Raw genomic sequence first — 25707 nt, forward strand, 5'->3', positions numbered from 1 at the left:
TTGCAGTTGTCGGAGCAGCAGCATACTTCGGATACCTCCCATTTGTGGAGCAGGATTAAGGAGCCGCGATGCTTGAGGGTTTTCTGCGTTGGATTGAGGGGCATCCGGGTACTGCGTCGTGGATGCAGGCGCTCGGTGCGGTGGCCTCTATCGTTGTGGCGTTCTGGATCGGAAGGTCGCAGTCCTGGGCGGCCTTGAGAAACTCCAGGCTGCTTGCGGAGGACGCAGAGCAGGGGCGGCGCGCGGCAATTCTGGAGATTGCTCGGATGTGCGCTGATCGGGCAGAGGCCGTAGGGCAGATCTTCTCTACACAGCCAATCTCTAGGGCCAAATTCTTCGATGAATACCACCCCTCAGTGATCGAGAGTCGCGTCGCAGCGGTGAGCGCAATACCTGCGCATGAAGTTGGCTCAGCTGAGGCAGCTGCCGCGCTGCTTGATTTGCGTGACCAACTGGTCTTCTTGCGCAATGCCGTCCACGACTGGGATTCGGGTAAAGGCAAGGGGACGGACTCAGACCGCGTGGACGGTGACTCGCTGTCGCGTGACAAAGTCTGGTGCGACAACATTCATCGTCACATCAAAAATATTTGGGACAACTACGAGAAGATGAAGTTGGCCTTGTCATCGTCGAGGTTGGGAAAATTGTAGATGCACGGACTCGCAAATCGGATCCGAGTTCCAGTTCGGACGCCGGTTAAGGGCCGCGAAGAAGGGGTTGATCAACTTGTCAGCTTCGGCTCGCCGAGTCTGCTTTGCGCTGGCCCCTTGAATGACAGGACACGGTCTATCGCTTATCTTTAAAGATAGGAGTAGGACTGTGAATACGACTAGGAATACGGATACCGTCGAAGTGATCATGAGGGACCAGCGCCGCAGGCGCTGGTCCCTTGCAGAGAAGGCCGCGCTGGTTCGTCGAAGCTACGAACCTGGCATGAGCATGTCGCTCGTCGCACGCCAGGAAGGCGTTGCCGCCAGCCTGCTGTTCCAGTGGCGCAAGCTGGAGCGGCAAGGGGCGCTGACTGCGGTCTCCGCCGGCGAGGCGGTGGTGCCGGCTTCTGAGCTCGCCGCTGCTCGTGCCGAGATCGCCAAGCTACAGCGCGTGCTTGGCAAGAAGACGCTGGAGAACGAGATCCTCAAGGAAGCTGTGGAGTACGCCGCAGAAAAAAAGTGGATTGCGCGCTCGCCCTTGCTGGACGGGGACGGCCAGTAAAGGCCGTCTGCCAGGCCCTTGGGTTGGCGCGCTCGAACATTCATCGCTTGCAAGCTCGCCCCGAGTCCTGGATCGACGCCCGGACACGACGCACGACGCCTGCAAGCGACGTGGCCTTGCTCGACGAGATCAAGGCCCAGATCATCGAGTTGCCGACCTATGGCTACCGGCGTGCCTGCGCATTGGTGAACCGGCATCGAGCCACCACCGGTGCGCCGCGAGTGAACGCCAAGCGCATCTACCGCGTGATGGCGGCTCATGCATTGCTGCTACCGAAGGCGCCGGGACGGCGCCAGTCCAGCCGGCCCCATGAGGGCAAGGTGGCCGTCGCGCACAGCGACATGCGCTGGTGCTCGGACGGCTTCGAGATCAAGTGTGATTCGGGGCAGACGTGACCGCGACCTTCACCAAGGACTGCTGCGACCGTGAGATCCTGGCCTAACGGGCATGGGAGGGCAAAGGGCTGCCGGGCGAGCCGGTGCGCGAAATGCTCATCGAGGCCGTGGAGAAGCGCTTCGGCGGCGTCGAGGGTGTTCCCAGTACCCACGCCTTGGAGTTCCTCTCGGACAACGGGGGCGCCTACATCGCGGCCGAGACCGGCAGATCGCTCGACAACTGGGCCTGAGCCCAGTCAACACGCCCGTGTGTAGCCCCCAGAGCAACGGCATGGCCGAGAGCTTCGTGAACACGTTCAAGCGCGACTACGTCAGCCGCATGGACCTTGCCGATGCGAGAACGGTGATGGCGCATATGGCCGCAGCCTTCGAGCACTTCAATGAGGTGCATCCGCACTCGGCATTGAAGATGAAATAACCCAGGGAGTTCAGGCAGCATCGCGCTGCTCACCAGCGCATTGCTCAGATCGAGCAGACGCTACATTGCGAATAGTCCGTGTCCTGAAATACGGGGGCAAGATCAGCTTACGCTATTAGGTTGAGGCGCATCACGCGCCGGAGCGTCCGGTGACCTTGTAATCCAACATGCCCGGGAGTCGGAGTCGGTGGCCAGAAACGCCTCTATGGCCTCGGCCAGGATCTGAGCGAAGGGAGTGAGGTTGGCGGCCGCGCCGATCTGGCCGGCCGAGCGTGTCCCGGCATCGACGCCGCATAACTTGGCTTCCATGGAGCCATGCTTGACAGCTGAAGGTCCCGGACGGTTCAGCGACGGCGAAGGCGTTGAACTACAGCCTGAAGCACTGGGCTGCACTGACGCGCGACCTGGACGATGGGAGCTTGCTCGCGGACAACAACTGGGTGGAGAACCAGAACCGAACCCCTAGCTCTGTATCTGCAATTGCTTCGGCAGACGCGGGGGAGCTGTAGTCCCGTTCGGGAAAAATTTTCTTTAAGCATCGTTAGATCAACCTGGCTGAAGTCGACTGCTGGCCGACAGCCGAAGTCTAGCTGGTGGATCGAAAGACTATGGGTTGGTCAAGGTGGCATGACCGGCTGCATACGACCAGTATCCCCAGTTTGTGGGAGCGCTCAGCAGAGAATCACAACCGACACTCCGAGGATGATTGACCCCACTATGGTCTAGCTATCAGCTTGAGTAGCAAGCCTAGCGCTCCGCTACCGAGAGAAGTGGGAAAGACCTGAAGCGGTGCTCTTCCGATGAGTGACCACAAGAAGCCAAAGACCCTGAGGAGGGAGTACTGATGAAGCTGACGGTGCCGCCCGTATTGGGCGTTGAGTTGACTCTCTCCAGAGGGCGTGTCAGGCAGTTGCTTGTTCCAGCACATTCATTGGAAGGGACACTTGCAAAGTTTGTCGTACCGTCGGCCTCAGGTTGGATGTTTACGGATGAGCGCGGTGCGGTGACCTATATCTTTCCTAAAGCACCTCGCGCCGAACATCGGCCAGGAGGACGGGTTCTGCTGGGGAACCTTGTCGAGGGCAGTGATGAACTGGATCTTGCCGCGAGCAAATGGCTCTCCCACCCCGATATTGGTGCCGGCCTTGAATCATCGACACGAGCTTTGACCAGTTGGAAACTCTCCTTCAACTACGTCGGGGAAAGCGATGTCGAAGCCGGCCAAATCGGACTTCGCCGACCTCAACTCGGTGCGTTACATGCAATTCACGCCCATTGGTCTACCAACAGTAGTGTAGCCACGGTTGTCATGCCGACTGGCACGGGCAAGACGGAGACGATGCTCGCAACTCTCGTCTCGACCCCGTGCAACAGGGTCCTTGTACTTGTCCCCACCGATGCGCTTCGCCGTCAGGTTGCGGAGAAGTTCTTCACTCTTGGAATTCTCAAGCAACCAAACTCTAAAGTACTGAGCGAAGAGGCTCTGCGCCCCGTCGTCGGCATCTTGACGAAGATTCCGACAACCGTGGGTGAAGTAGATGAAATCTTCTCACGATGCAACGTCATCATCACCACTAGTGCCTTGGCGGGCCGCTGCGTTACAGATGTGCAGCATCGAATGGCAGAGCTTTGCTCACATCTTTTCATCGATGAAGCGCATCACGCCGAGGCGCCTAGCTGGAAAAGGTTCAAGTCATACTTTAAATCCCAGGATAGATTGGTTTTGCAGTTCACAGCAACGCCGTTCCGCGAGGACGGATTGCCGCTGGACGGAAGAATCGTCTATGTCTATCCGCTGAGGCAAGCACAGAGAGAGGGCTACTTTCGCCCCATTCGATTCAACTCTGTATATGCGTTCGATAGCAGGCGCGCGGACGGAGAAATCGCCCTGAAGGTGATTGAAGAGTTACGAGCCGACCAGACTGGCCGCCACGTAGCAATGGCGCGAGTGTCAACCACTGCCCGCGCCGAGCAGGTGCTTGCGATCTATAGGGCCATCGCCCAATACAACCCTGTGATGCTTCACAGTAGCATGCCCAAGGACCAAGTCGAGGCTTCGCGCGAGATGCTCGAGAGTGGCCAAGCCAGAATTGTCGTCTGCGTGGACATGTTGGGCGAAGGCTTCGATATGCCCGAGCTCAAGATTGCAGCTTTTCACGACCTTCGCAAGAGTCTCGCAGTCACACTTCAACTTGCGGGGCGTTTTACTCGATCCAGGCAAGACCTTGGAGACCCCGTGTTCATTGCAAACACCGCGGACGTGAATCTTCGTGAGGAGCTTAGAACGCTGTACTCACAAGATCCCGACTGGAATCTGCTGCTGCCGGAATTGAGTGATGGAGCGATCGGTCAAGAGGTCGAGGCTCAGGAGTTTCTCGCAGGATTCGTGGGGCAACTTGAGGAGATACCACTCAGCGAGATTCGTCCTGCGGCTAGCATGGTGGTCTACCGAACCAACTGCCGAGTCTGGAAGCCCGACAACTATCGGGCGGCATTCCGCGGCTTGGCCAAGGAAGAGCGTGTCTACCCGATTCTGAATGAGGCTGAGCGTACGTTGGTCGTTGTTGCCGCTCGGCGTCAAGGTGTTCCTTGGACCGACATCGCGTCTGTGGAAAGCATTGTTTGGGAGCTGTGTATCGCGGTCTGGGATCAGCCAAGGTCGCTTCTGTACATCCACGGCTCTGCGAACAATGGCTCCTATGGCGATTTCGCCAAAGCGCTATGCGGCGAAGACGTGACGCTCATCCGAGCTCCTCACGTATTTCGGGTCCTAGCTGGAATCAACCGATTGATGCTGACCAACGTTGGCCTCGACGAGCAGATAGGGCGCCAAATTCGATATACGGGACGCATGGGGCCCGATGTGGGGGCTCGGCTTTCGGATGCAACGTTGGGGACGACGACAAAAGCTGTTCTTGCTGGAGTCGGGTTCGAGCGTGGAGAGCAAACGTCCGTTGGCGCGGGCAAAAGAGGAAGAGTCTGGTCAAACCTTCGATTGCGCGTCAACTCATACGCCGAGTGGTGCAAGCGAGCCGGAGCCAAGATATCCAATGAAGAGATAGACCCGGAAGAGGTCCTCAGGGGGACACTCGTACCTCGGCTCGTGATGGAACGGCCGGCCGTTGTGGCGGTCGGTGTGGACTGGCCAACGGAATTCCTTGAGCATCTGGAGTCGGCAACGAGCATCTCTTTTGCGGCCACCATCGAAGAACAGCTCACGAACGTGGGACTAGAGTTACGCGAATATTCAGCTACACAGCCTCTCGTAGTCCGAGTGTTTTCTGATCAGCGGGAAGTATTTGTCCGACTGAACTTCGTCGGCGAAGGAGCAAGAGCAGACTTCGCGTTCGTTTACGAGGGGGGCGCAAGGGCGACCGTCCGGCGCGGCAGGTCCTACGATCTTTGCGAGTTTTTCACAGAGTTTCCCCCGACCATATGGTTTGCGGACGGGGCGCGTCTCGACGGGAACATGCACACGGAGCTGCGGGGAGAGGCATCAATCTTTTCAAGTGAACGCCTTGAGGTTCTGGATTGGACCGGTATCGACATTACCCAGGAATCGCAACGGGAAGAACGTCGACAGGACTCGGTGCAATATCGCACTATCGAGATCCTCAAACAGCGTAATGAGTACGAGGTTCTACTGGATGACGATGGTGCAGGAGAGGCGGCGGACATCGTCGGCGTACGCTTGGACGATCCTATGCTGCCAAGGCTTATCTCCATTGATCTGTTCCATTGCAAATACTCGATAGCGCCCACTCCTGGAGCGCGGATTGATGACATGTATGAAGTGTGCGGCCAAGCACAACGTAGCGTAATGTGGTTGCACAACAAGGATCGACGTACCGACCTTTTCGCACATTTGTTGAAGAGAGAGGCTCGACGAGTAGAGGCTGGTCGTCACACCCGGATCGAACTTGGAAGCCGAGAACGCCTCGTCCAACTTCGCGACATCAGTCGCACGTGTGCGGTTACTCTGAGAGTCTTTATCGTCCAACCAGGTCTTTCCAAAGCGCAAGCGGCGGATCATCAGTTGGCCTTGCTCGGTGTCACAGAAAAATTCTTGTCCGAGACCTACCAAGTGCCGCTGATCATCTATTGCGGTCAATAGGCGAGGGTGCACTGTATGCCAACGCATCTTGAATCCGCCAGATCGCCCGGCTAGCATGGTCTCCGGCCTGGCTTCGGCTCTCAAGGTGGGGCAACTGGCCGCTTACCCTACTCTTGCTGAACTCCACGTGCAGTTCGACATCTTCTAGGTCCCGAAAGAACTGGTCTACGACGTAGTTGTCTTGGTGCGCGACATTGGGCTCGCGAAATTGACAAGCGAATTTCGGCCGATGCAGGCAGTCCGTTGGTGGGCCGCACTACAAGGATTCGATAATTTCCCGAGTGCCCGTCAGCATTTCGCCAACGTCGCGAATATCGAAATCATCCCATTGCGCATGCAGCGCCTTGTTGCGAATGCCGGCATAGCTTTTCCATCGCTTCGCTTTGACCGGAGTCGTAGCGCCCTGCTTGGCGAGCGCATCGATGATTGCATCAAGCGCTGCCCCCGCTTGGGGTACACCGACCTTCTCCGCAAGCTTGCGAACCGCGTCTTCGAAGACGGCGCTGCACAAAACCGCAGATTCGATCTTCCTACCCGCCCTGTGAAACTCCGTCGCATGATCGAGAAAGTCATCGAAGGTGGATGCTACGAAGATGTATTCAGCCTTGCGAAGAAGTCCCCGCTTCATTTCTTCTGAGATTGCTTCGAGAAGACCAACGAGCTTTTGCACGACGTGAAAAGGTACGCCCCCTCTTAATTCCGCTTGTTCCACGATGCGACCAACTTCCTCAAGAAAGTATGTTCCTGGCATCGCGCACAACGAAAAAAAATTTGCAACTGAGCCGATCCACGCATGAGCTTGCGGAATGTCTCGCGATTCAAACCAATATTCGGGGCCGTGCTCTCCGTGTCCGATCCTTCCCGACAGCGCACGACCGCGGGTCAATAGCTCTTCACAACGTGATTCGAAATCGGGTGCCATGAAAATTCGTCCAAGGTGATAGATGATGATGCCATGCCAAGAGTGAGAAAGTCAGCCTATCAGCTCAGGTGCTTGAGGGACGCGAGCTGCGGTATGTCGAACCAGTCGTCGGGACTGTCCCAACTAAGCAGGTGTCGACTCATCTCGTTGCCTCCCTTCGTCTCCTTCTCAGACATAGCTCTCTCGATAGACGACCAGTTGAGTTCCATGTTCAGCAGCTTCATCCGCCGCAGCCCAGCGTCGCCAGAGAGATGAGCTTTAGCATCTGGCCGGATCCAAACATGCGCCATCCGATCCACACAATCCAAGAACACTTGCCACGCAGCGTAAGCCGCCTCAGGATCGTGTGACTGAAGATACACGCGCCACCAATGCCGAGCATATGAAGCCCGATTGACCCGAAACGACGCGCGACGGCGCAGCCAATCCCATTCGCCTACCGCAAAGCCCGTTGGCCGTTCGCGAGGTTCTTCAGAACCTGTTTCGATCAGACCGCTCATCAAGATCGCTCGCTTCCGTCGAAAGGGCATCTGGGAATCCCGGTCGGCTTCGATTCGATCACCGAGCCAATCGGCGCATCCGTGAAGCAACGCGCACAGCGCAATGTCCAGGTATGAGGAATCGGTCAAATTCCGGTGAAGGCCATATATCTCTTCCCTCAGGCTCAGCACGGCCGGATTATTTGGTGCTCTGAACAAGATGTGTCGAAGCTCAGCGACACCACCAAGCCCGATAAAATCCATGCTCAAGGATTGGTCTAAGGCTCGCCAAAGCGGCGCACCTCGATCAGGCATCGCCCCCAGAAGAGCTTCGCAAAGTGCAAGGAACAGCCCGCTCGCACTATTTACTCGATTTCGAAAGGCGGGTGTTCTTTCTTCGCAGCCATCAAGCCAAAGTTCAACCTCGGCCCAGCAATGCTCGATCAACATCCGAGCATCTTCGAGATCGACCAGCTTGGTAAGCATGAGCGCTCCCGCATCGGTGGCGCGGCGAAGGAACTTTTTCCCCATGCTCGCAGCATCGCTGCGCAGCCGACTTTGTAGTTTGGAGTCGAATGCATCTCGGAAGCTTTGTGCGTCGTCTTGCTGTCTTTTCGGCTGTTCGAACGAGACCGATCCAATGTGCCGCTCCAGGTCAACCGAAATATCTACACCCGAATGAAGCGCTTCGAATCCGCCAGCGTTGACTGCTTCATCAAGAAGTGCGAAAGCGATTCTCGCTAGACGCGGCGTAGCGCCTCGCTGTCGCGCTTCTCTAAGCAAACACCAAGGTGCAACCAGAGAACCAAGAGCATCTAGATCAACATGGGAGTTTGCAGCGAGCAACGCCAAGCTACCATGCTCCTGTTCGACATCGTTATAGGTCGCATGCGCCGACCACGCGTGAGTGATAAGTGCCTCACCAAACCAGCGGGCGTTCGTTCTCCCAAGGCAGACGAATGCAAGCGTCCTCAAGGGGGATTCTTGCCCAACAGCATGGGACAAGAGCGATTCGAATAGCGACCGTTCCAGGGCCACTGGACGACGCGCCAAATACGCCATCAGAACTTCCGCTGCGCGCTGGCTCTCTAGTCCCCATCTGGCGATAAATTTCGGGATGGTGTTGCGCTGTGGCGGGGGAAACAGGTCCAGCAACTGTAGTCCCAGAAAGGTATCCTGAGCTGCTACAAGAGCGTCGAGTTGATCGTCCAAGGAGGCATGCAGCAGTTCCACCTGCAATAGCCCCATCAAAAGGAATCTTTCGTCAGGGTCGATCGGATCGGGACAATTTGCTCTCATTCTTTGGAGCGACTTGACTTCCGTGGGGCGCACCAACAAGAGATAGCGGCATGCGCGCAAAGCTGCCCAATGCCTCCGCTCCCCCGTTCGACCCGCCAGCCCTCCGATCCAACGCCTCAGCAACCTTGCGAGAGCTGAGGGAGCCACGCGCGCGACCAGAGGTTGGAGGGCTTCCAGCTCATGGTCATCGCGGGTATAGGATTCGTTCGCGTCCAGTTCCTCAACCGAAAAATCTCCAACATCTTTGTCCACCTGTCTCACGAAGCGAGCAGGAAGGACAAGGTGCGGGTCCGGCAGGTGAAACTTGGCCGTTCGCAAGCGTTGAAGCGGCTCAATCTTGTCATCGGCCCACAGCAGATCGAGATGGCGGTGTTCGATCGGGATGAAGAAGCTGCGCGTAGGGTTACGCAGATAGTCTTTTTCGTAGTCGATCCCCCCTTCGAAGCTGACACGCATTTCGTTCGCTCTGCGCTCGTGTAATTCCACACCTGTAAGCCAAAGGAGTAACGATGCAACCCTGACGGGCAACTCCGGGTGCACACCGCCCTCCACAGGAACCTCTAGCGCAGCTTTCGAGATTTCGACAAGCGCTGCAACGGCCTCGTCGGCGTCGATCGGATTCAAAGTGACGAGCCACTTCAAACCTTGCCATAGCCTGTTGTAAGAGCCAATCGCCATCGTGACTGCAGCGGCAGCAAGAACTGGCATCGCCAGCGATAGCGGCTTCCCGATGAGAAGTGACGGAACATGGTTTTTTAGATCATCCCGATCAAGTTCGTGCAGCTTGATTGGAACGCCCATGACCAATCGAGTACCTGCAAGATGGCAGCCGATCCTCTCGTCCAGCCGCGCTGCTTTACTCTTCCCCGCGCCATCCTTTTGCGCAACCTCTGCAGGGCTGGGACAGGTCACTTCGGCAACCCATCGAACCAAGACGCCACAGATTTCGGCCCATGCATCTCGATTCTCAGCTTGGATTGAGCGCAAGGCCACCAATGCCCAGTGACGTGCGGATGCCTGGGCTCGACCGGCAGACTGTTCCGCGGCGAAGAGCAATGCTCTAAAGATCGCGGGTGCCACTGCAATCGTCTGCTCTCGATGGCCGTCCTGCGCGTTTTGACTCTGCAACAATGCGGTCACCACTATGCCGGGCACCGGAGATGTCGGAGGAATTTGCTTCGCTACCAGGATGGACATGGCTGCGACAAGGATGTCTGCTGCAGCGGATGTCCCTGCCAACGGATCGAGCCACTGGGCCAGTGCGAGTTCCGCATTGCCACCGGAGGCTCTTTCAGCGTCTTCCAACAGGCCCAAGACAGCAGCGCCCAACGCCAAATAGATGGTGCTTTCCTTCGGTCGAAAGTGGCCCGCTCTCCCAGGAACTGGCTCCATCCATGTCCCGTCGATGATCTCCTCGAGGTGTCGGTAGTTGAGCGCGGGGTCGAAGGAGCTTCTGGAAACCAGTTGATCAAGTTCATCGATCGAGTAGGTCCGAGCCTTTCCGGGCATTGATCCGCCTGACTGAATGGCTGACCAGTGGCTTTCCGCGAGCCCTAGCAGCCAGCGCTCCCACTCGCTCTCGCTGAACGCTCGCCCCTCCCGCAAGCTCAGCTCATCTCGACCGTGCGCCCAAAGCAGTCGCGACAATGTTGCGCCCCCTTCGGTTGCCGCATGAGCACTGTGCTTCAGCACCAACGGAAAAAGACGAGGAACTCTGGCAAGCGGGATCAAGTCTCGGGGAATGCCCTCAAAGTTCAGGCCATTCATTGACAGCAACTGCTCGAACTCTCCGCCCGGGGACAGATCGTAGGGTTCGACAACGATGCGCTGTATGCCGGCGCTCGTTCCGCGCATGCCGTTCAAGCGTTGGTCGAGATAGTGAGTTTGGGTGGTCGCAAGCAGGCGGACGCGACCGCGAAAGTCCCCCCCGTCGAAAAGCTGCAGGAGCCGCTGCCAGTTGAATGACGGCTCCTGGTTGATGCCGTCCACGAGGATCAAGATCGTCGGACCTTCTTCCTGCGGCCTTTGCAAGAGCGCGTGAACCCTTTCCCGCCAGTACCTGCGATCATGGGAACGAGCGAGTTCGAAGATGGAGGCCCCCAAGAACTCAAGTACGCCGCCCACTGAAAAGCTGCTGAGTTCGTGGAAGGCTGACGAGGGCGCCGTCAGGGTGATCGGAAGATCGTCAAGTTCTGCCAGAACCCATTGCATTGCCGCCCACGTCTTGCCGACGCCTTCGGCGCCATGGACTATTGCGGGACGGCCGTCGTTTTTTCCCCACCAAGCCTGAAGCTGCTGCCGGACCGCACTCCTCGTGACGAGGCTGTGGCTCGCGCCACCTGCCACGTTCTGTGCCATGGCGACCCGCGACTCAGCCTCGTCCGTCCAAATCGAGCTCAGCCGACCCGCCGCGACGCGCCGCAGTTGTTCGTATCCGATTTTCCATACCGACAGCTCACGAGTGATGCGTTCGACGACCTCGGCCGACAGCGGCGCCAATGCTCTGGCCGCCTTTCCCGCTTTCGCTCCGTAGTGCTGCTGGACAAGATCATCCGCCGAAGCGCAGAGTGCGGCCAGATCGGGCAGGGAGGCTGCTGTGGAAGACCAATCGAGGACGATGATCGGAACGCCAACCTCGTGGGCCTTGCGGTTCAAGGTCTCCTGGGCGCTTTCCGAAGCCTCTCTTGTCGTGACAAGGATCCAGGCTTCCAGGCTTGGATTGCGTCGAAGGGCATCGTCAATTTCGCCCTGCAGTTCTCTTTCGTTGAGCGGGGTACTGTCTGCATAGCGCTTGCACTCGATGCGCAGATGTCGCCCGCCTCTGCCTGTGGTCCCTCCGTCAGCGCCATGTTGAAAACCCTCTTTGGCCAGAGACATCCGCACACCAACAAGACGGCCCACAAGATCCATGGCAAGTCGTTCGAGTGTCTTGGGTGCACCATTGCGCAACTCCGCCTGTAGTTCAACGAGGTGCTTCTCGCGATTTGACATTCGTCTCTGTACCAAGTTATTTCTTATTAGCCGATCACGAGTGAGATCGTTCGTTCCGACGCGGCTCATGTCTGCTACGCATTGCCTGGGGCCTCTCAAGAGAAGCGCGTATCACGATCAGCAGTTCATCCTGCAGCGAGTTCGCGACCGCCTTCAGACACCGTGCGCATTCAATCGTCTGGTTGTAGCCATGGATAGGGAATGGGCAAGCGTCAGCCCACCGCGGCGCACTGAGGATCATGGAAATAGGTCTCGCACGCGCCCGAACGAGTGGCCGGTCTCAGCAGCATGGCGAACTTTCCGCGAAATGACGTGGTTGATCGGTAGTGCCCTTTCGAGTGCATCATTCAGGTCCAGTCCATCCATGCATACCAGTCGCTTACCGCGACCAAAGGCGTGCAAGCCCTCTTCCGTGAAGCCGCTATCGCTGATGAAGAGGCCCCGTGCCCAAGCGGCCTTTTGGTCAATCTTGCCTTGAAAGGTGAACAACTCGGCAACGCCAATTCTCGCGGCCTGCCATTTCGCTTCAACGAGGTAAATTTCCCCTTCCAGCTCGAAGCTCCCGTCGATCTGCTCTCCTCGATTGCGAAACCCCTCGCGCGCTTTGAGGCCGTAGGCGTTAAAAAGCTTGCTCAAGAACTCCTCGAACGCGTAACCACGTTCATGCGGCGCTAAGGTCGAGACCCGGAGCAGATCGGCTTTGAGGTGTTGCAGTGTCCGGTGGTCGTAGACCGGCACCGGAGGTTGTCCGAATAGCGCAGACGTCGGCTGTGCTCCCTTTCCTTGAAGCAGATCTGTCAGGGCGAGCAACCTGCCGTGCGCGTTGAAAACCTGCTCCGGTTCTCCTGACCTGGCACGCAATGCAGCGCGATAGGTCCAGAGTGCGTCTAGAACCCGTACGGCAGTTTGGGCGTCGACTGTCTGCAAAAAGCAGCGCAAGCGCTTTGCCTTGGAGGTCCCATCCGTGGCGTATCGCACATCGTAGATATCGACGTTGAGTTCGTCGCTGAAAAATGAGGCCATGGTCCGATCCGAGAAGTCGAGCACATATCCACTCTCCATCTGGAAAACCTCATCGAGAAACTTCATGTCAACGGCTTTGATTTTTGGCATTCGAACCTTCTGGTGTGAGGGAGGTGGAAATCGCTATGTGCCCGCGACAGCTATGAAATTCCTGTGCGTTCTATTCGAGTCGAATCGCGGAGAGTCGCTTTCCCATGCCTAGGCGTCTCAAGGACTTCCTCGACGATATCGGCGAAGATTCGCTCCGAAGGTAGGCCAGTCGTTCGCGCGAAACAAGCGCCAAGTTCTGCATTCGTCGGCGGCCAGCATTAGATTGGGGAAAAACGGATAGAGGAAGTCAGCCTGCAGCAGACTTCATTCACGCGCTGCGCGCTCTGTACTCGAGAGACCCATCTGATACCCAGATCACACCCACTGTCACCAAAACGGCCAATACACCGGCAACCTTTTCAGGAACGGGATCAGGGCCAAAGCGCCATTGAATTCGTTTCTCGAGTGCACTCAAAGTCTTGGGCTTCCCCGCTTCAACAAAATCCTTGAGTATCTCGGCGGAAATCTGATCGACAGACTTCAACTTCTTGAAGCTTGGACCAAGAGGCGTGGATTCAATTGCCTTGCCAGCCAGAGGACGCAGCGCGGTCGGGGTTTGCCACAAATGCGACTGTTTAAACGGTTCAGATTCGACTTTGACAGGCGTCGGCCCCAAGACTTCAACACGCTCGACTTGTTGCCCCTTCGATCGAGCGTGCACGACGGCGGGGTCATAGTCTCCATCGGCCGCGACGATCACAAAACGTGCCCCTGGCTCGTGACGCCCGACCAGGTAACCCAGATACAGGACAAGGTGGAAATCGAGCGAGTTCTTGCCGGGCTTGGAGATGTCTACGAGGGAGACCCGGTCGCCCAGTTCCATGTACTGCGCGAGCTGGCCAATCTCGTGTTCGCCGTAAAAGATCCAGGCCTCGCCATTCGCCCCCATCCACGATGCGACGTGCTCCGGCGCAGGCTGCCGGTTCTGCAGATCGATCAGCAGGTAAGTCTTGGTCACTGCCGGATGGCGTTGGCGATCATGAGTCGCGACGTAGCGCGCGTGGCGCCAACGTAGAACAACCGCATCTCTTCCAGCGCGTCGTCGTCCTTGGCGAATACCTTGAGACCCGCAACCGCCTGGCGCGCCCCCATCACCGCGACCACCGGAAATTCCAGTCCCTTGCTGGCGTGAAGGGTCATCACCTTGATGGTGTCCGCAGCCGGGTCGAAATCGTGCGCGCCCTTGCGCACCTTGTGCGGCAAGCGGCGACGGCTCAACGCCTTGGAGCATTCGTCCATCAGCGCCCAGCTTCGGCACAGCACCGCCATGTCGCCCCAGGCGTGCCCTTCGTTGTGCGCACTGGCCATGAGATCCGCGATCCTGTCGGCCTGCGCGCGAGTGCTCGGCAGGTCGATGACGATCGGCTCCGGCCCGTCCCGGCCGCAGCTCACCGGCTGGACCAGCGGAACACCGTCATCGTCCTTCTCCTGGGGCCGCAGAAGCTCGGTCGCCATCGCGCTCGCCGTCTGCAGGATCTGCCGGGTGTTGCGGTAGTTGATCTTCAGAATGGTCGTACGGCCCTGCGCCTGCACGCCGACACTCTTGAAGCTGAAGGGCTTGCCGAGGCGCTTGTCGTAGATGCTCTGGGCGTCGTCGTACAGCAGCAGCAAGCTGTTGGTCGTGGGGTCGACCATCTGGGTGACCAGCTTGAGCCACTCGGGCGCAAAGTCGTGGCCTTCGTCGACCAGCACCGCCAGGTACTGGCCCGATGGGATCATCTGGCGGTCGACGCCTTCGATGACGTTGTGCACCATCTGATCCATCTTGGCGCCCACGGGAAGGTCGTTGGGCGGCAGAGGCTGCCCGAACGCCACCAGCTGGTCCCGGCACCATTTGTGAAAGTGGCGGACATGGACGCGGTCTGCCAATGCCTTAGTCTGCATCGCGGCTTGCAGCTTCACAGCCAGCGGTTCGTTGTAGCAAAGGACGAGCACGGGCTTTTGCGAGTCCGTCGCGGCCTTGGCCAGGTACTCGGCGCGGTAGCCCAGGATCATGGTCTTGCCGGAGCCTGCGACGCCGTGGATGACCCGGTGGCCGTCGCCCAGGCTGCGCGCCAGCTGCTCCTGCTGCAGGTCCATCACGCGCAGGAAGTCGGGAATGGTCGCCTTGTCGTCGGCATCGTCGAACAGCGCGCCTTGCTCGGAGACGCGCACCTCGGGAAACAGGTTCCAGCGCACACGGTCGATCTGGGGCAACGACAGCGCACCGCGCATGAGTTGCGGAAACATGTCCCAGAGCCGGCTTTGAAAGGCTTCCGGCTCGACGTCCTCCAGCATCTCGTCGGAGCAGACAACACGGTTCGACTCAATCGCGTTCCCGAGCCCGGCGGCGTCGAACTGCTTGCGCGTGATGCGCGTGAAGACGACGCCGTAGCTCCACGGGAAGGTCAGCATGCCTTGCCATTTGCCTTCGTGCTGGATCAGCTGCGCGTCGCGCTTGAGGGCGTCGACGACCTGCAGGGCTTGATGTCGGGCTTGCTCGATCGGATTGGGGACGCTCTTGGGAACGCCGTCGGGTGCGATCAGCCAGTCACCGCGGCTGGCTTTCTGGATCGTGTCCAGACGCCAATCCTTGGTTTCCAGGATCAGCAGGCCGCGGCGTGGATGCAGCACGACGAAGTCGGGGTGGCACTGTTTGGGCCCAATGGGCACGTCAAACCACAGCAGGTAGTCGTCGTCGAGCTTCTGTTGCAGCCGCTCCGCCAAGCGGCGCTCACCGGACGTCATGCGGGCGACGCAGGTGCTCAATGATGGAATCAAGACGGCCATTGAAGATTCGGAACCCAAGCAGTCGCAGGAATGAGGACGAAAATACAACTTACCGTAACATATCGATACGGTCAACCGCGGTAGCCCAGTTCCTTGCATGCACCAGCAGCTTATCGCGTGCAATTGCCTAAGCCGTGTGGCGCGTGAGAGACGCCGCAGACGCGGGAGACCTCGTCAAAGCGCGCGCGAAGCCCGACACTCACTTTCTCGTCGAAGCCGGTGAACGAACCACACCCCCAAAATGTCCTTGCAGTGGTCGAACTGCCAATAAGCATCGTCGAGCGCAACCCAGGGCTCGTCGACCGCGTCGTGGATCTGGAGCCAGGCAAGGATTTCTCCTTCACGCTTCCTGTACGGCGGCGGAAGGCCAAAGCCGGAAGGAAGCGTAGCTCCAAGAATCCGGGCCCGGATGTCGCTGGAGAACGGGTTCAGTAGCGTCTTGTATAGCACTTGCTCGCGCCAGAACGAACTGATCACGACCTTCACGTCCCGGAACTCACGCAGCAAGGCCTCCAGGCGCGGCAGGAAACAGAAGTCGGCGCCACCGTTGAGGGTGTTATCTTCTCCCTCTGGATGCAGCACGCCGTCGAAGTCGAGGAAGAGGATCATTCCGGACCTCCCGGTCCATTTTCATAGGCCTTCATACGACACCGCCGTACTGGATGGCAACGAGCATTGATCGAACCTTGTCCGGGCCGTCCCCGGCCGCGAACGCTGCAGGCGTTTGGCCGTCGAGGAGCTTGTGCGGCTTGTTCAGCCAAGCCTCGGCCGCCGAGCCGAACACCTGAGCGGCGAGATCCAGCAACTCTTGTGGGGGACCTTCCGACTCGGTCCCATCCTGGTGGCCAGGTGGCCACGCCAGGTGGGAGCCCATGTCGACCCCGAAGGCGCGGAACGGTGCCGCGGCGGTCATCAGGCCCTCGGCCAGATAGTCAACGCTTTGGTGATGGTGGCCATGGACCACCAACTGGACGCCGAGCGTCTTGGCGAGCTCGTCGATCGCTTGCCAGCCGTGCGGATGCGCTACTGGTGCCTCGTGCGTTACCAGGATGTCGGCTGGCTGGCTCTGGAACAATTGCAGGTAGTCAGCCGGGAAGATGCTGGAGCGATGCCGGAGGGCAATGCCGCCTCTCCACCGTTCCTCGTGGCGCATGGACCGGCGCAGCATGCCGGCCGAGATGAAGGGTGCATGCACGACCGGCTGCCGCGGATCCCAGATCTTGCTGCGAAAGATGCCGCCCAGGCCTGCAACCTTGTAGCCGGCGATCTCGACGATGCGCCCGTGCAGGTTGCGCTCCGCCAACTCCGATCCCCACAGATTGTCGTAATCAAGGCTGGAGTCGGTGTCGTGGTTTCCGTGGATGAACCAGACTTCGGTGAGATCCAGGATCGCCCCCAGTTCAACGTGCAAAGGCCTGCGCGCCTGGATGTCGCCGAGCAGCACGATGGCCTCGGGCCGGAAGCGTTCGACCGCCGCGATGACGGGCTCGAAGTCGCCATGAGGGTCGCCGAAGAACAGGAGCTTGGCGTTGGCGCCTGGTGGCGGGAGAGAGGAAAACTGCTTCGGGCTGACCATTCTGGGCTCCTGGAGGGAGCGGAATCTGTCAGCTCCTTAAGACTGGGAAAACGAATATGAGAGAGGCGGTATAGCCGCTGCTATCCCAGTCGAAGTCCGGGTCGAAACACGCGAGCAGATGGTCATGCGCGCAGCCGAACCCGCGTCGCATGCGACGCGTTGGAAGGTTGCGGCTGAGAAATTCAACATGGCGTTTTGAGCAAGTCTTGAGAAAGCGCTTTCGTCGGGCTCATCATAGCGATGGCTACTACATCGGGCAATCGAGAAGCACACAACCATTGGCTTCTTGGAAGTGCTGGGCATCCGTCCGGCCAAGGCATCCTGCATACGCCGACGGGTGGCAGCGATCGCTTCTTGTGCGCCGGAGCAACTGGAAGAGCCATCGAAGCGGCTAAAAGAATTCAATGAACAGGCGAGACAACTTAACCATTCCAAAGCCCTGATGAAACACGATGTGAATTTAGTTCTGCATTTGTAGATCGGACAGCGCTCGCGTATCTTGCGCCCACCTTCGATGGCTCAAGACCGAAGAAGGTGCTGCCGGGAGGGCAGGGATGCACGAGGAGGGAGTGTCAGTTGCATGGCCGCCAGCAGCACAAGCGACACATCACGCAGCATCAACGCACGACCTGCATGCCTTGAGGGCGATGCATGACTAATCCGCGCAGCTTTCTGGCGCAGGATCGGCCGCGCTTCGCCTCGTTCAAACAATAGCGAGGAGCGGGTCGATGAAATCGAGCATTGCCAAGTGGCTGTGGATCCTCCTGGGCTTCTTAGCCCTGCTTTTTGGAACGCACGCGAATGCCGCCAGTTACTGGCTGGATTCGCGCTACGACACCAGTCAGACCCACTTTCCCACGCCTGAAGACGCCTGCGTCATCGGCGAACTGCAACGGCGCATGGCCGGCTACACGGCCACCAGCCCCCTTCCTCATCGGTACAGCAATGCGTACACCGGACCCGACATGGGATTGGGCGAACGGATCTGCCGAGGAAACATCGAGAAGCGGCAGTTCAACATCTGGCTTCCCGTAGAAGTGGTCGACACCTTGGTGTACGGCCCGCTTGAGGAGCCGGCGCCGGCTTGCGATCCTTCCCTCGTCGATCCCATCACCGGCAAGTGCGCAGCGCCCGAGCAGTCGTGTCGTCGAGACGACGGTGCGATCTTTGGCGCGCCGATCCTTCCAGCCACCGCGGAGAAGTACCGGTCGGAAATCGACTTCGTCGACGGCGGACCTTCGCCGCTTTCGTTCCAGCGCACGTATCGCAGCACGTGGGGCGCCGATGCAGCTCGCCCGGCTGGCTCGCTGAGCAAGGCCTGGGCACACAACCACGCGACAGCTCTGAGGGCCACCCCCGCCGTCACTCCAACGGCGGTCGCGATCAACAACGCAGAAGGCACGCTGCGAGCATTCACCAAGGCTTCAGGCGCCACGAACTGGACGACCACGAACAGTGCCGACACGCTGGTGCAGGCGGGCAATGGCACCTGGTCGTACCGCCGGGCCGACGATGACGCTGAAGGGAGTTCAGATAAACAAACCCCAAACGGCGCGATAAATGGGTTTCTCGGGGTTATAGGGCGACCCGGTGGGATGGAGTCTTGTAACCAAGTTACGCCTGTTGCAACGGTCGCAGAGCGGGCCCGAGCTGCTCGATTGCATGCGTAACGGTCGCCATGTCGGCGGCCGTTGTAAGCATCGCATGCAGGCCGCTGGCGGGCTCCAAGAGCATGACGACCAACCCGGGAGGAGTGTCGAGAAGGACCGCATCCTGGGCGGCGAGTTTTAGCCGGTAGCGGTGCAGCGCTGAGCGCGAAACTTGGACGCCCTCCCCGGCGAGCAACGCCTGCACGTGGTCCAGGGTTTGGAATCGGAGCGTTCGCAGGGTCTCCCGCGCCAAATGCCGTTGAGCCTCAGGAAGGCAGTCGATCTTTGAGGATCTTCCCATCAGGTTCTCCATGCGCATGATGCGCTTCAGTTCAGGGTCGGCAGCCAGGGGCGGCCGGTTTAGATTTGCGCCCGACCGCTCTAGACGATGCCGAGCACAGCTTTGCGGATCGCGGCGATGGTGTCCTCGCTGATCACCCGCTTTGCACCGAACTCGGCCAGCTTGATGCCCTGTTCCTCACGCAGCTTGCGGCGCGTGTCTGCCTCGACCTGGGCTTGGAACTTCTTCAGGTTGACGCTGCTGCGAGTGAGCGAGGCGATGTTCTTGGCCGTTGTACCGAGCATCTCGATTCGCTTGGCCTGATCCACGCCGGGCTCGGTGGCTTCTTGCAGCGACAGGATTGCGTCGAACAGTTGGCTCTGCACCAGGGCGGTTAAAGCCTCGCTGCGAGCGTCCTGGCTGTCGCCGGCCTGTTCGCTGATCAAGCGGGCAGCCTCAGTGCTCGCCTTGATGGTCGCGATGCGACGGCTGATCTTGCTGCCATAGCGTTGTAGCGCGGAACGGCTCGGCAGGTTGCCTTCAGCGGCATCAACGGGGAAGCGCGCCCGAAGGTCATCGATGATCTCTTTGAGGGTTAGCGCACCGGTCGCGAGCACTGCCTCGATGTAGTCCTTGATCTCCGCAGGCAAGCGGTGGATCGAGCTTCTACGTCCCATGGCGCGGGCCTCCTCGTGCGAAGACACGACAAGCCTCTCGCGCATCTTTTCGCGCGACGAAAAAGGCAGTCACTTTGCCTCGGAGGTACAGGCGCTCCCCGTCAATTTCGTACGTGGTGGACCGGCCGATGTGGGCGTGGCGCTTCCATGCTCTCAATGCCTCGGGAGCAGGCCATATCGCGGCGATCTGTGCCGCTGATAACAGGTCTCCAGCGCCGACAGTGGAGCGCCGCATTCGCGACGTGCAACGCGCTGTTCGGTCAGCGCGCTCGCCAGTGAAATCGGATGTCTTCATGCCGTGCCTTGAGTGGAATACAGCGCACTCTCGCGAAAAACGGCGGGGCCGGCTATGGACGGCGGTGCATGAAAAGCCTTTGAGGCACGGCGAGTTGCGCCTCACGCGCGTAGCGCGCTCGCACAGCCAAAAGGCTCGCTCCAATCGCGCCGCGCCGTTGGAATGCTCGGGCTGCGCGCCCGTGGTCGGCCTCCAAACAAAATCCGCCGCTGGGACTGGTGCGCATGCCTTGCCATCGAAAGAATTGAGGCCATCAACAACAACGCATCAAGGTGCTGCCCGTGAACACGATTCCTTCGACCCTCTCCCCTGAAGCCACCGCCTGGCTGCACACGCAGATCGCCATCCAAACGGCGCGGGCCGTGGCTCCGCTGCGGGAGGAAATGGACAGGCTCGATGACTGGGCAAACGGCCTGTTCGTGGTGTTCACCAACGTGCTGCCGTTCATGCTGCGCGAGCAGCCCAAACTCGCCGAGCAGCTCGCTCCGCAATGGCTCTCAGCGGCCGAGAGATTCGATGCGCTCCAGGCCACGGGCGACAAGCGCACGAAAGACGGCGAGACGCTCGAACTGCTGGAGGCGAGGAAGATGCTCTATCGGGTCTTCGAGGTGCTCAAGCTTTGGCCGGTTGCTCAGAGCAAGCGGGCAGCGAGGCACGTTGCGCGGGGTGGTCGCCCTGCATGAGGCAAGCTTCCCCTATACCGGCCCTAGGCGCGGCGCAGAGAGCTACCAACGGGCTTTGTAAGCAAGGCTTCTGCCGCACGGAGCATCTGCTCGTGCGATGGCTTTGCATCCGGTTGCGTGACCGCCTCCAATGCCTTGCGAGTCTTCTTCACTTCCCGACGCTTTGCATCGAACGCTTTTTGCCTTTCGCGCTCAGCGAGTTCCTCAGGGCTGAGCCGGGGGAGGCTCGACATGAAGGCCTCATCGGCTGCCTTCGCTCGGGCCTTCGTTTCCTCGCTGTCCCGCGTCTCGAAGATGGCCAAGATTTGAGGCGCAACCATCCGCCGATAGATAGCGCGTTGCACCGAACGACTGAAGCCGTCTGGCGACGAATCACGGTGATCTTTTGCGAAGGCCTGAACGAAACGCCTCGCTCGATGCAGATGCTCTTTTGCGTTGGCATGCAGCGACGGATACGCCTGCACCAGCGCAGCGCCCAAAAGGGCCATCAATTCGTCATCCACCGAGACGGTGGTGGGCTTTTGGAGAGTGACGTGTATGCGCATTCGAGGGGGCTAGAAAAGCGAATTCCGATTCCTAATGAGATACGGAATTATCGTTTTGTCGCGACGTTGGGATTTTTCTGGAGCGTCAGTAAGCGGCGGTCTTTGCCACAAATGTATAACCAATTATCGTTTTTTGCCAACGCCGAGAGTTTTCGGGGTACACTTCGCCCAGGTGCTGAACACACCTTCCGCTAGCGGCCCGAACCGCGCCCGACAGTCTGCGGTTTTTTTGCGCCTATGCTTTTGTATAGGCCGGGTAGCGTGCAGCGATACAAGACCCTCGAAAGGGGGGAAAGCTGCGGGCCGTCTAGCGGCGGTGTTCAAGTACCCGGCCGCCTCTCTGAACAAGGGGCAAATTGAACGAAACCGCTAGGAGGCCATCATGGCTGCTCAGTCCCCCGCCGTGGATCAACCACGCGCGCCCTCTCCCACCCTTGAACGCCGTAAGGCCTATTGCCGCCAGCTGTGCCGCGTCCTCGTTCGCTACGCCGACGAAGACGAGTTGGCCGAGCTGACCAAGACGCTGGACGGCTTCACGCGCACGGTGCTCGCGCATCGCGAATGCATCGGGCTCAACGATGCCGCGTATCACGCCTACACCCACTACCTTCTGAAATGAGGGGCGGCACCATGGCAAACAACCTCCGCAACATCGAGGCCGCGCAATCGCCGGTCAACTGGGTGCGTCGCCGCGCTCGCCGCCTAGAACGCTTCTACCAAGTCAGCCGCCGTGAGGCTGTTGCCAATGCATGGCAAGACTGGGCATCGTTTCATCCCATCGCCGCCCGCTCGGCGTGGGTCCACTAAGGGAGCGCGCGCAATGAACACCTACACCATCACGGAAGCCGAGTTCAACCAGCTCGAAAGCGTGCGCGGGCAGTTGCGTCTCGTGGGCGATCTGCTCAGCGTGCCTGAGGGCACCAGGGCGAACTTCGACGCGGCGGACCTCTCCGATTTTCTCGGCGCACAGGAAACCACGGTGACCTCGCTGATGCACGCGGCCGAATCGCGATTCGACCAGGAACGCGATGACGCGCTGCCCGCTGCATTCATCAGCACGCCCGAAGCGGGCGGCCTCTCGCCTGCCAGTCTCGTGGAGCTGATTCTCGCGGTGAGTGGCGATGGCATCGCCTCCGAGCGCATGCTGGCGCTGAGCGATCAGCTGCTGGACCTGTGCGCGCAGGATCGCGCCTTCGCAGCCGTCGCCCAGGCCTTCGACAGTGCGCTGGAGCGTCACGGTGTCACGATGGCGATGAGCGTGCAGGATGGCGAGTTGACGCGCACCTACGTGAAGGCAGCAGCCCCGGCCGCAGCGGCACCCGCAGCGAAGCGGACGCGCAAGCGCGAGCGCCTCACGGTGTCTGTGGTGAGCTAGCACCAGACCCTGCGCAGCACGGACAGACGGCCCCACCAGGGGCCGTTTTCCATTCCAGGCCCCGGGCATACCTCGGGGCCTTTTTAGTGGCTCTGCAACGGGCCGTGAATGCCCTCGGGTGCTATCGTTGCCGGGCACCAGCGAGCGGCCTTGTTCCGGGCGCGGGTGGCCCACCATAAACCCGAGGACGAACATGAACGAGCAACAGAAGAAAGCATTGGAGGAACTGTTCTCCGATGCACAGCAGCGCAAGCGCCGCGAGGAAGACCAAGCACAGCGGGCGCAGCAGGAGCTGGCGGACTTCCACCGCAAGTACGAGGAGCATCTGAAGTCGGTCGTAACGCCGACCTTCATGGAGTTCCAGAGCTTCCTCGAAAGCAAGGGAATCCAAAGCTACATCGACCGCCGACGCGGCGACCCCGACATTGACGGCGGCCAGGGCAACCCACAATACCGCTTCGAGATCGGCAAGAAAGATCATGAGTACACCCTGCGCGGGTACATCCAGATCGAGGCTGACAACGACACGCGTAAGGCGGTGCTCACCCGCAAATACAAGGACCAGGCCAAGCCGGTCGATGTCACGCCCGAAGGCGGCGCGTTCAAGGCCATCAACGATGATGTGCTGCACGACCAGCTGCGCGCGCTGCTTGTGGCGCTTCTCTGAGCTTCGCAGCATCCATTCAAAGGCCGGCATCTCGCCGGCCTTTTTCGTTGCGCGAGCTGATGCGGAAGCCCGACCGATTTAAAGCGCCTACAAGGCCCGTGAACCGTTTCCCGCCCCATCGGGCTGTCCTCGACCCTGATGCGGCCCCGTAAATCGCTGTAAACGCGTCTGGCCCGCCATCCGATGCACCAGGCCGCGCGCTCGGCGCGCTTCGGTGGCTGTGACGTAGTGGCGTGGGGTTTGAGACTGGGGAGATCGCGCCGGGCCGCCAGCTGCGCGGTGCGCGTGCGATGCGAATGGCACACGCAAAAAAAAGCGACCCGGATGGATCGCGAAGTGCCCGACTCGGGCGGCCCGGAGACTAGAGGACAAGGGACCAACCGCCAGCTGCTGCCCCGGATAGAGGTAAGTGGTGACGTGCTGCAAGCGGTCAGTCCGGCCGCGACTGTCTCCCGCGCATCCATGGTCACTCTATGCACCGCGGTCTATATCCAGCGCTGCGACGACCGCGTGCAATCGCTGCTTTCATGCACCGGAGTAAAGAATTGCCACCACCCCAAAGAGGCGCCCTCAAAGAAGGGCGACTGCGCCTCATCGACGGCCTGATGACGTGCGCGCGCAGCGCATTGCAGCCGCATCAGCTTCCACGCCTGGAGGCGCTTGCGCTTGCCATCGTGGAGGCGTTCGCTGAGCTGTTCGACGGCCAGATGTTCTACCTTCCGAGGGACGATGCGCGCCGCAAGCGTGAGCGCGACGAACGGCTGTTCGCGAGGTTCGACGGCGGGAACTATCAGGCGCTCGCCTCCGAGTTCGGCTTGAGCGAAGCGGCCACACGTCGCCTCATTCGCAAGGTCACCGTAGCTCGCCGCGCAGAGAGGGCGCGATCTCCTGCACCAGCAGCGTCGGGCGATACCCGCGCGCCGAACAGGACACTCGATCCTGCAACCGAGTTCCGCATCCACGCAGCAGCAATGCTGCGAAGCGCCGGGTTCGATGAAAGCACAGCATCACAGCACGCGGCGCTGCTCATGAGCTATCTGCAAAGCGAATGGAGCGGAGCGCCCATTCTCAACAACCTGTCGCGACGTGCGCGCGCCGATTGGCAGGACGCTGGTCTTATGGCCAGCAGGCGCATGCGCGGAGCGACGGAACAGCCAGGCGGACGGACTGATACGAATCTGGCCGCCATGGAGACCTTTCGCCAAGAGCTGCTGACGCAAGGCGTGCCGCAAGAGATCGCCGAGGAGACGGCAGCACTGCTTGGCGACTACCTCGCGGACGTCTGGGGCGGCACCAGCGTGAACTTCCCGCGCGGCTTCGCTGCAAGCCAAGCCAAGGCCGACGCCGAAGCACTCGCCCTCTATGACGGCTCAAACCTCGACCAGCTCGCCGGGCAATTCGGCGTGTCGGAGACCTGCGCGCTCGGCATGGTCGTTCGAGCGAGAGCGCGTGCCAGCACCCGCGAAGCGCGCGAAGACGAAGAGCAAACCGCCCATTGACCACCAACCCGAAAGACGAAAGACCATGACGACACAAAAGCAACTCAGCCCGCAGCACCAGGCTGTGCTCAACAACCAGGCGGCCGTCGCCGACACGCAGCGCCAGATCGGCAGCTTGCAGAGCGCGATCGCGCAACAGCAAACCATCATCACGCGCAGCCGCGCCGCGCTGCCCGATGTTGCCGCGCTGGAGCGCGAGCGCCAGGACAAGCTCGCAGCCGTCGCGCTCGGCCAGGGCACGCAGGTCGACCTCGCCGCACTCGATGAGCAGCTCGCCGCCCGCAAGGCTGAAACGAAGAAGCTGCATCCGAAGATCGAGCAGGCCGAGCAGACCATTGCCGGCCTGGAGCGAAAGATCGAAGAAATGCGAGGTGCCGAGACGAAGCTGCGCGAACAGCATCGCATGCGATTGCGCGATCTGCTGTATGCAGAGGCCGAAGTTGTGGGAGCGGCCTACATCGCGGCGGCGGAGATCGTGGCCGAGAGCTACCGCAACATCAACGCAATCGCGAGCTTGCTGAAGGACGCCGGCGATTCAACCGCGCATGTGCTTCTCCCGCAGGGTTACGGGCGCGTGTACCTGCCTTGCTTCAACAGCCTGGAGAGCAACAAGAAGCGAGGCATGTTCGTGACGCCGCAGGTTTTCTTCGATGCGGAATCGGATGGCCGTGGCGCGTACCTCGCATGGCGTGACGCGGTGACCAAGCGCCTCCGCGCGGACGGCATCCAGATCGGCGAGGGCTCGTGAT

At 59.9% G+C, this 25707-nt stretch carries 19 protein-coding genes and 2 pseudogenes; 12 read left to right on the top strand and 9 right to left on the bottom strand.

Annotation, left to right across the window (positions count from 1 at the left end):
• The first annotated feature begins 68 nt into the window (after window positions 1-68).
• The 4 genes and pseudogenes from GNX71_RS28640 to GNX71_RS28655 all read left to right on the top strand — a co-directional run bounded on the left by GNX71_RS28640 (window position 69) and on the right by GNX71_RS28655 (window position 6139).
• Window positions 69-650 carry a hypothetical protein gene (locus GNX71_RS28640; RefSeq protein WP_206175551.1) on the top strand — a complete coding sequence of 194 codons (582 nt, stop codon included), beginning with the start codon at window positions 69-71 and terminating at the stop codon, window positions 648-650.
• A 208-nt stretch (window positions 651-858) separates the two neighbouring features.
• Window positions 859-2100: pseudogene (locus GNX71_RS28645) on the top strand (IS3 family transposase).
• A gap of 257 nt (window positions 2101-2357) precedes the next feature.
• Window positions 2358-2483, top strand: a pseudogene (locus GNX71_RS28650) (transposase); the annotation flags it as partial.
• A gap of 386 nt (window positions 2484-2869) precedes the next feature.
• Window positions 2870-6139, top strand: coding sequence for a DEAD/DEAH box helicase family protein (locus tag GNX71_RS28655; RefSeq protein WP_206175552.1), 3270 nt, complete (start codon window positions 2870-2872; stop codon window positions 6137-6139).
• Window positions 6140-6395: 256 nt separating this feature from the next.
• Here GNX71_RS28655 and GNX71_RS28660 read toward each other — a convergent pair whose 3' ends face one another.
• From GNX71_RS28660 to GNX71_RS28690, 7 genes are all read right to left on the bottom strand, one after another.
• Window positions 6396-7061: a hypothetical protein gene (locus tag GNX71_RS28660; RefSeq protein WP_206175553.1), complete on the bottom strand. Its 666-nt coding sequence runs from the start codon at window positions 7059-7061 to the stop codon at window positions 6396-6398.
• 59 nt (window positions 7062-7120) lie between these two features.
• Window positions 7121-11830, bottom strand: coding sequence for a hypothetical protein (locus GNX71_RS28665; protein WP_206175554.1), 4710 nt, complete (start codon window positions 11828-11830; stop codon window positions 7121-7123).
• 237 nt (window positions 11831-12067) lie between these two features.
• A complete protein-coding gene (locus tag GNX71_RS28670; protein ID WP_241027081.1) occupies window positions 12068-12943 on the bottom strand; it encodes a restriction endonuclease in 876 nt (291 codons plus the stop codon).
• A gap of 268 nt (window positions 12944-13211) precedes the next feature.
• The gene (locus GNX71_RS28675) at window positions 13212-13901 is read right to left on the bottom strand and encodes a PIN domain-containing protein (RefSeq protein WP_206175555.1); all 690 of its coding nucleotides are present in this window, start codon (window positions 13899-13901) and stop codon (window positions 13212-13214) included.
• The gene (locus GNX71_RS28680) at window positions 13898-15712 is read right to left on the bottom strand and encodes a 3'-5' exonuclease (RefSeq protein WP_206175556.1); all 1815 of its coding nucleotides are present in this window, start codon (window positions 15710-15712) and stop codon (window positions 13898-13900) included. Before GNX71_RS28680 ends, GNX71_RS28675 begins: the two co-directional genes overlap by 4 nt.
• A gap of 174 nt (window positions 15713-15886) precedes the next feature.
• Complete coding sequence (locus tag GNX71_RS28685; protein WP_241027082.1) at window positions 15887-16321, bottom strand: HAD domain-containing protein; 435 nt, start codon at window positions 16319-16321, stop codon at window positions 15887-15889.
• Between the two features lie 31 nt (window positions 16322-16352).
• Window positions 16353-17288: a metallophosphoesterase gene (locus GNX71_RS28690; RefSeq protein ID WP_206175557.1), complete on the bottom strand. Its 936-nt coding sequence runs from the start codon at window positions 17286-17288 to the stop codon at window positions 16353-16355.
• Between the two features lie 728 nt (window positions 17289-18016).
• Between GNX71_RS28690 and GNX71_RS28695 the strand changes: the two genes are divergently transcribed.
• On the top strand, window positions 18017-18958 hold the full coding sequence (locus tag GNX71_RS28695; protein ID WP_206175558.1) for a DUF6531 domain-containing protein: 942 nt from the start codon (window positions 18017-18019) through the stop codon (window positions 18956-18958).
• A gap of 360 nt (window positions 18959-19318) precedes the next feature.
• On the opposite strand, the gene GNX71_RS28705 is transcribed toward GNX71_RS28695, so the two are convergent.
• Window positions 19319-19894 (bottom strand): DUF3486 family protein, encoded by a 576-nt coding sequence (locus tag GNX71_RS28705; RefSeq protein ID WP_206175560.1) that lies wholly within the window; start codon window positions 19892-19894, stop codon window positions 19319-19321.
• Between the two features lie 576 nt (window positions 19895-20470).
• Here GNX71_RS28705 and GNX71_RS28710 point away from each other — a divergent pair.
• Window positions 20471-20872 carry a hypothetical protein gene (locus GNX71_RS28710; protein ID WP_206175561.1) on the top strand — a complete coding sequence of 134 codons (402 nt, stop codon included), beginning with the start codon at window positions 20471-20473 and terminating at the stop codon, window positions 20870-20872.
• A 23-nt stretch (window positions 20873-20895) separates the two neighbouring features.
• On the opposite strand, the gene GNX71_RS28715 is transcribed toward GNX71_RS28710, so the two are convergent.
• Entirely contained in the window at window positions 20896-21417 is a 522-nt protein-coding gene (locus tag GNX71_RS28715; protein WP_206175562.1) for a hypothetical protein, read from the bottom strand.
• A gap of 382 nt (window positions 21418-21799) precedes the next feature.
• Between GNX71_RS28715 and GNX71_RS28720 the strand changes: the two genes are divergently transcribed.
• From GNX71_RS28720 to GNX71_RS28745, 6 genes are all read left to right on the top strand, one after another.
• Complete coding sequence (locus GNX71_RS28720; protein ID WP_206175563.1) at window positions 21800-22036, top strand: hypothetical protein; 237 nt, start codon at window positions 21800-21802, stop codon at window positions 22034-22036.
• 11 nt (window positions 22037-22047) lie between these two features.
• Window positions 22048-22224, top strand: a complete 177-nt coding sequence (locus GNX71_RS28725; protein ID WP_206175564.1) for a hypothetical protein — start codon at window positions 22048-22050, stop codon at window positions 22222-22224.
• Between the two features lie 13 nt (window positions 22225-22237).
• A complete protein-coding gene (locus tag GNX71_RS28730) occupies window positions 22238-22792 on the top strand; it encodes a hypothetical protein (protein ID WP_206175565.1) in 555 nt (184 codons plus the stop codon).
• 193 nt (window positions 22793-22985) lie between these two features.
• Entirely contained in the window at window positions 22986-23459 is a 474-nt protein-coding gene (locus tag GNX71_RS28735) for a hypothetical protein (RefSeq protein WP_206175566.1), read from the top strand.
• Between the two features lie 545 nt (window positions 23460-24004).
• The gene (locus GNX71_RS28740) at window positions 24005-24958 is read left to right on the top strand and encodes a Mor transcription activator family protein (protein ID WP_206175567.1); all 954 of its coding nucleotides are present in this window, start codon (window positions 24005-24007) and stop codon (window positions 24956-24958) included.
• A 25-nt stretch (window positions 24959-24983) separates the two neighbouring features.
• Window positions 24984-25706 carry a hypothetical protein gene (locus GNX71_RS28745; RefSeq protein WP_206175568.1) on the top strand — a complete coding sequence of 241 codons (723 nt, stop codon included), beginning with the start codon at window positions 24984-24986 and terminating at the stop codon, window positions 25704-25706.
• Window position 25707: the final 1 nt, after the last annotated feature.

Source organism: Variovorax sp. RKNM96, from assembly GCF_017161115.1.
GTDB lineage: Bacteria > Pseudomonadota > Gammaproteobacteria > Burkholderiales > Burkholderiaceae_C > Variovorax.

Excerpts from the sequence above, each read along its gene's own strand:
- GNX71_RS28640 (WP_206175551.1), top strand. The coding sequence starts at position 69 with ATGCTTGAGGGTTTTCTGCGTTGGATTGAGGGGCATCCGGGTACTGCG.
- GNX71_RS28655 (WP_206175552.1), top strand. The coding sequence starts at position 2,870 with ATGAAGCTGACGGTGCCGCCCGTATTGGGCGTTGAGTTGACTCTCTCC.
- GNX71_RS28660 (WP_206175553.1), bottom strand. The coding sequence starts at position 7,061 with ATGGCACCCGATTTCGAATCACGTTGTGAAGAGCTATTGACCCGCGGT.
- GNX71_RS28665 (WP_206175554.1), bottom strand. The coding sequence starts at position 11,830 with ATGTCAAATCGCGAGAAGCACCTCGTTGAACTACAGGCGGAGTTGCGC.
- GNX71_RS28670 (WP_241027081.1), bottom strand. The coding sequence starts at position 12,943 with ATGCCAAAAATCAAAGCCGTTGACATGAAGTTTCTCGATGAGGTTTTC.
- GNX71_RS28680 (WP_206175556.1), bottom strand. The coding sequence starts at position 15,712 with ATGGCCGTCTTGATTCCATCATTGAGCACCTGCGTCGCCCGCATGACG.
- GNX71_RS28685 (WP_241027082.1), bottom strand. The coding sequence starts at position 16,321 with ATGATCCTCTTCCTCGACTTCGACGGCGTGCTGCATCCAGAGGGAGAA.
- GNX71_RS28690 (WP_206175557.1), bottom strand. The coding sequence starts at position 17,288 with ATGGTCAGCCCGAAGCAGTTTTCCTCTCTCCCGCCACCAGGCGCCAAC.
- GNX71_RS28695 (WP_206175558.1), top strand. The coding sequence starts at position 18,017 with ATGAAATCGAGCATTGCCAAGTGGCTGTGGATCCTCCTGGGCTTCTTA.
- GNX71_RS28705 (WP_206175560.1), bottom strand. The coding sequence starts at position 19,894 with ATGGGACGTAGAAGCTCGATCCACCGCTTGCCTGCGGAGATCAAGGAC.
- GNX71_RS28715 (WP_206175562.1), bottom strand. The coding sequence starts at position 21,417 with ATGCGCATACACGTCACTCTCCAAAAGCCCACCACCGTCTCGGTGGAT.
- GNX71_RS28720 (WP_206175563.1), top strand. The coding sequence starts at position 21,800 with ATGGCTGCTCAGTCCCCCGCCGTGGATCAACCACGCGCGCCCTCTCCC.
- GNX71_RS28725 (WP_206175564.1), top strand. The coding sequence starts at position 22,048 with ATGGCAAACAACCTCCGCAACATCGAGGCCGCGCAATCGCCGGTCAAC.
- GNX71_RS28730 (WP_206175565.1), top strand. The coding sequence starts at position 22,238 with ATGAACACCTACACCATCACGGAAGCCGAGTTCAACCAGCTCGAAAGC.
- GNX71_RS28735 (WP_206175566.1), top strand. The coding sequence starts at position 22,986 with ATGAACGAGCAACAGAAGAAAGCATTGGAGGAACTGTTCTCCGATGCA.
- GNX71_RS28745 (WP_206175568.1), top strand. The coding sequence starts at position 24,984 with ATGACGACACAAAAGCAACTCAGCCCGCAGCACCAGGCTGTGCTCAAC.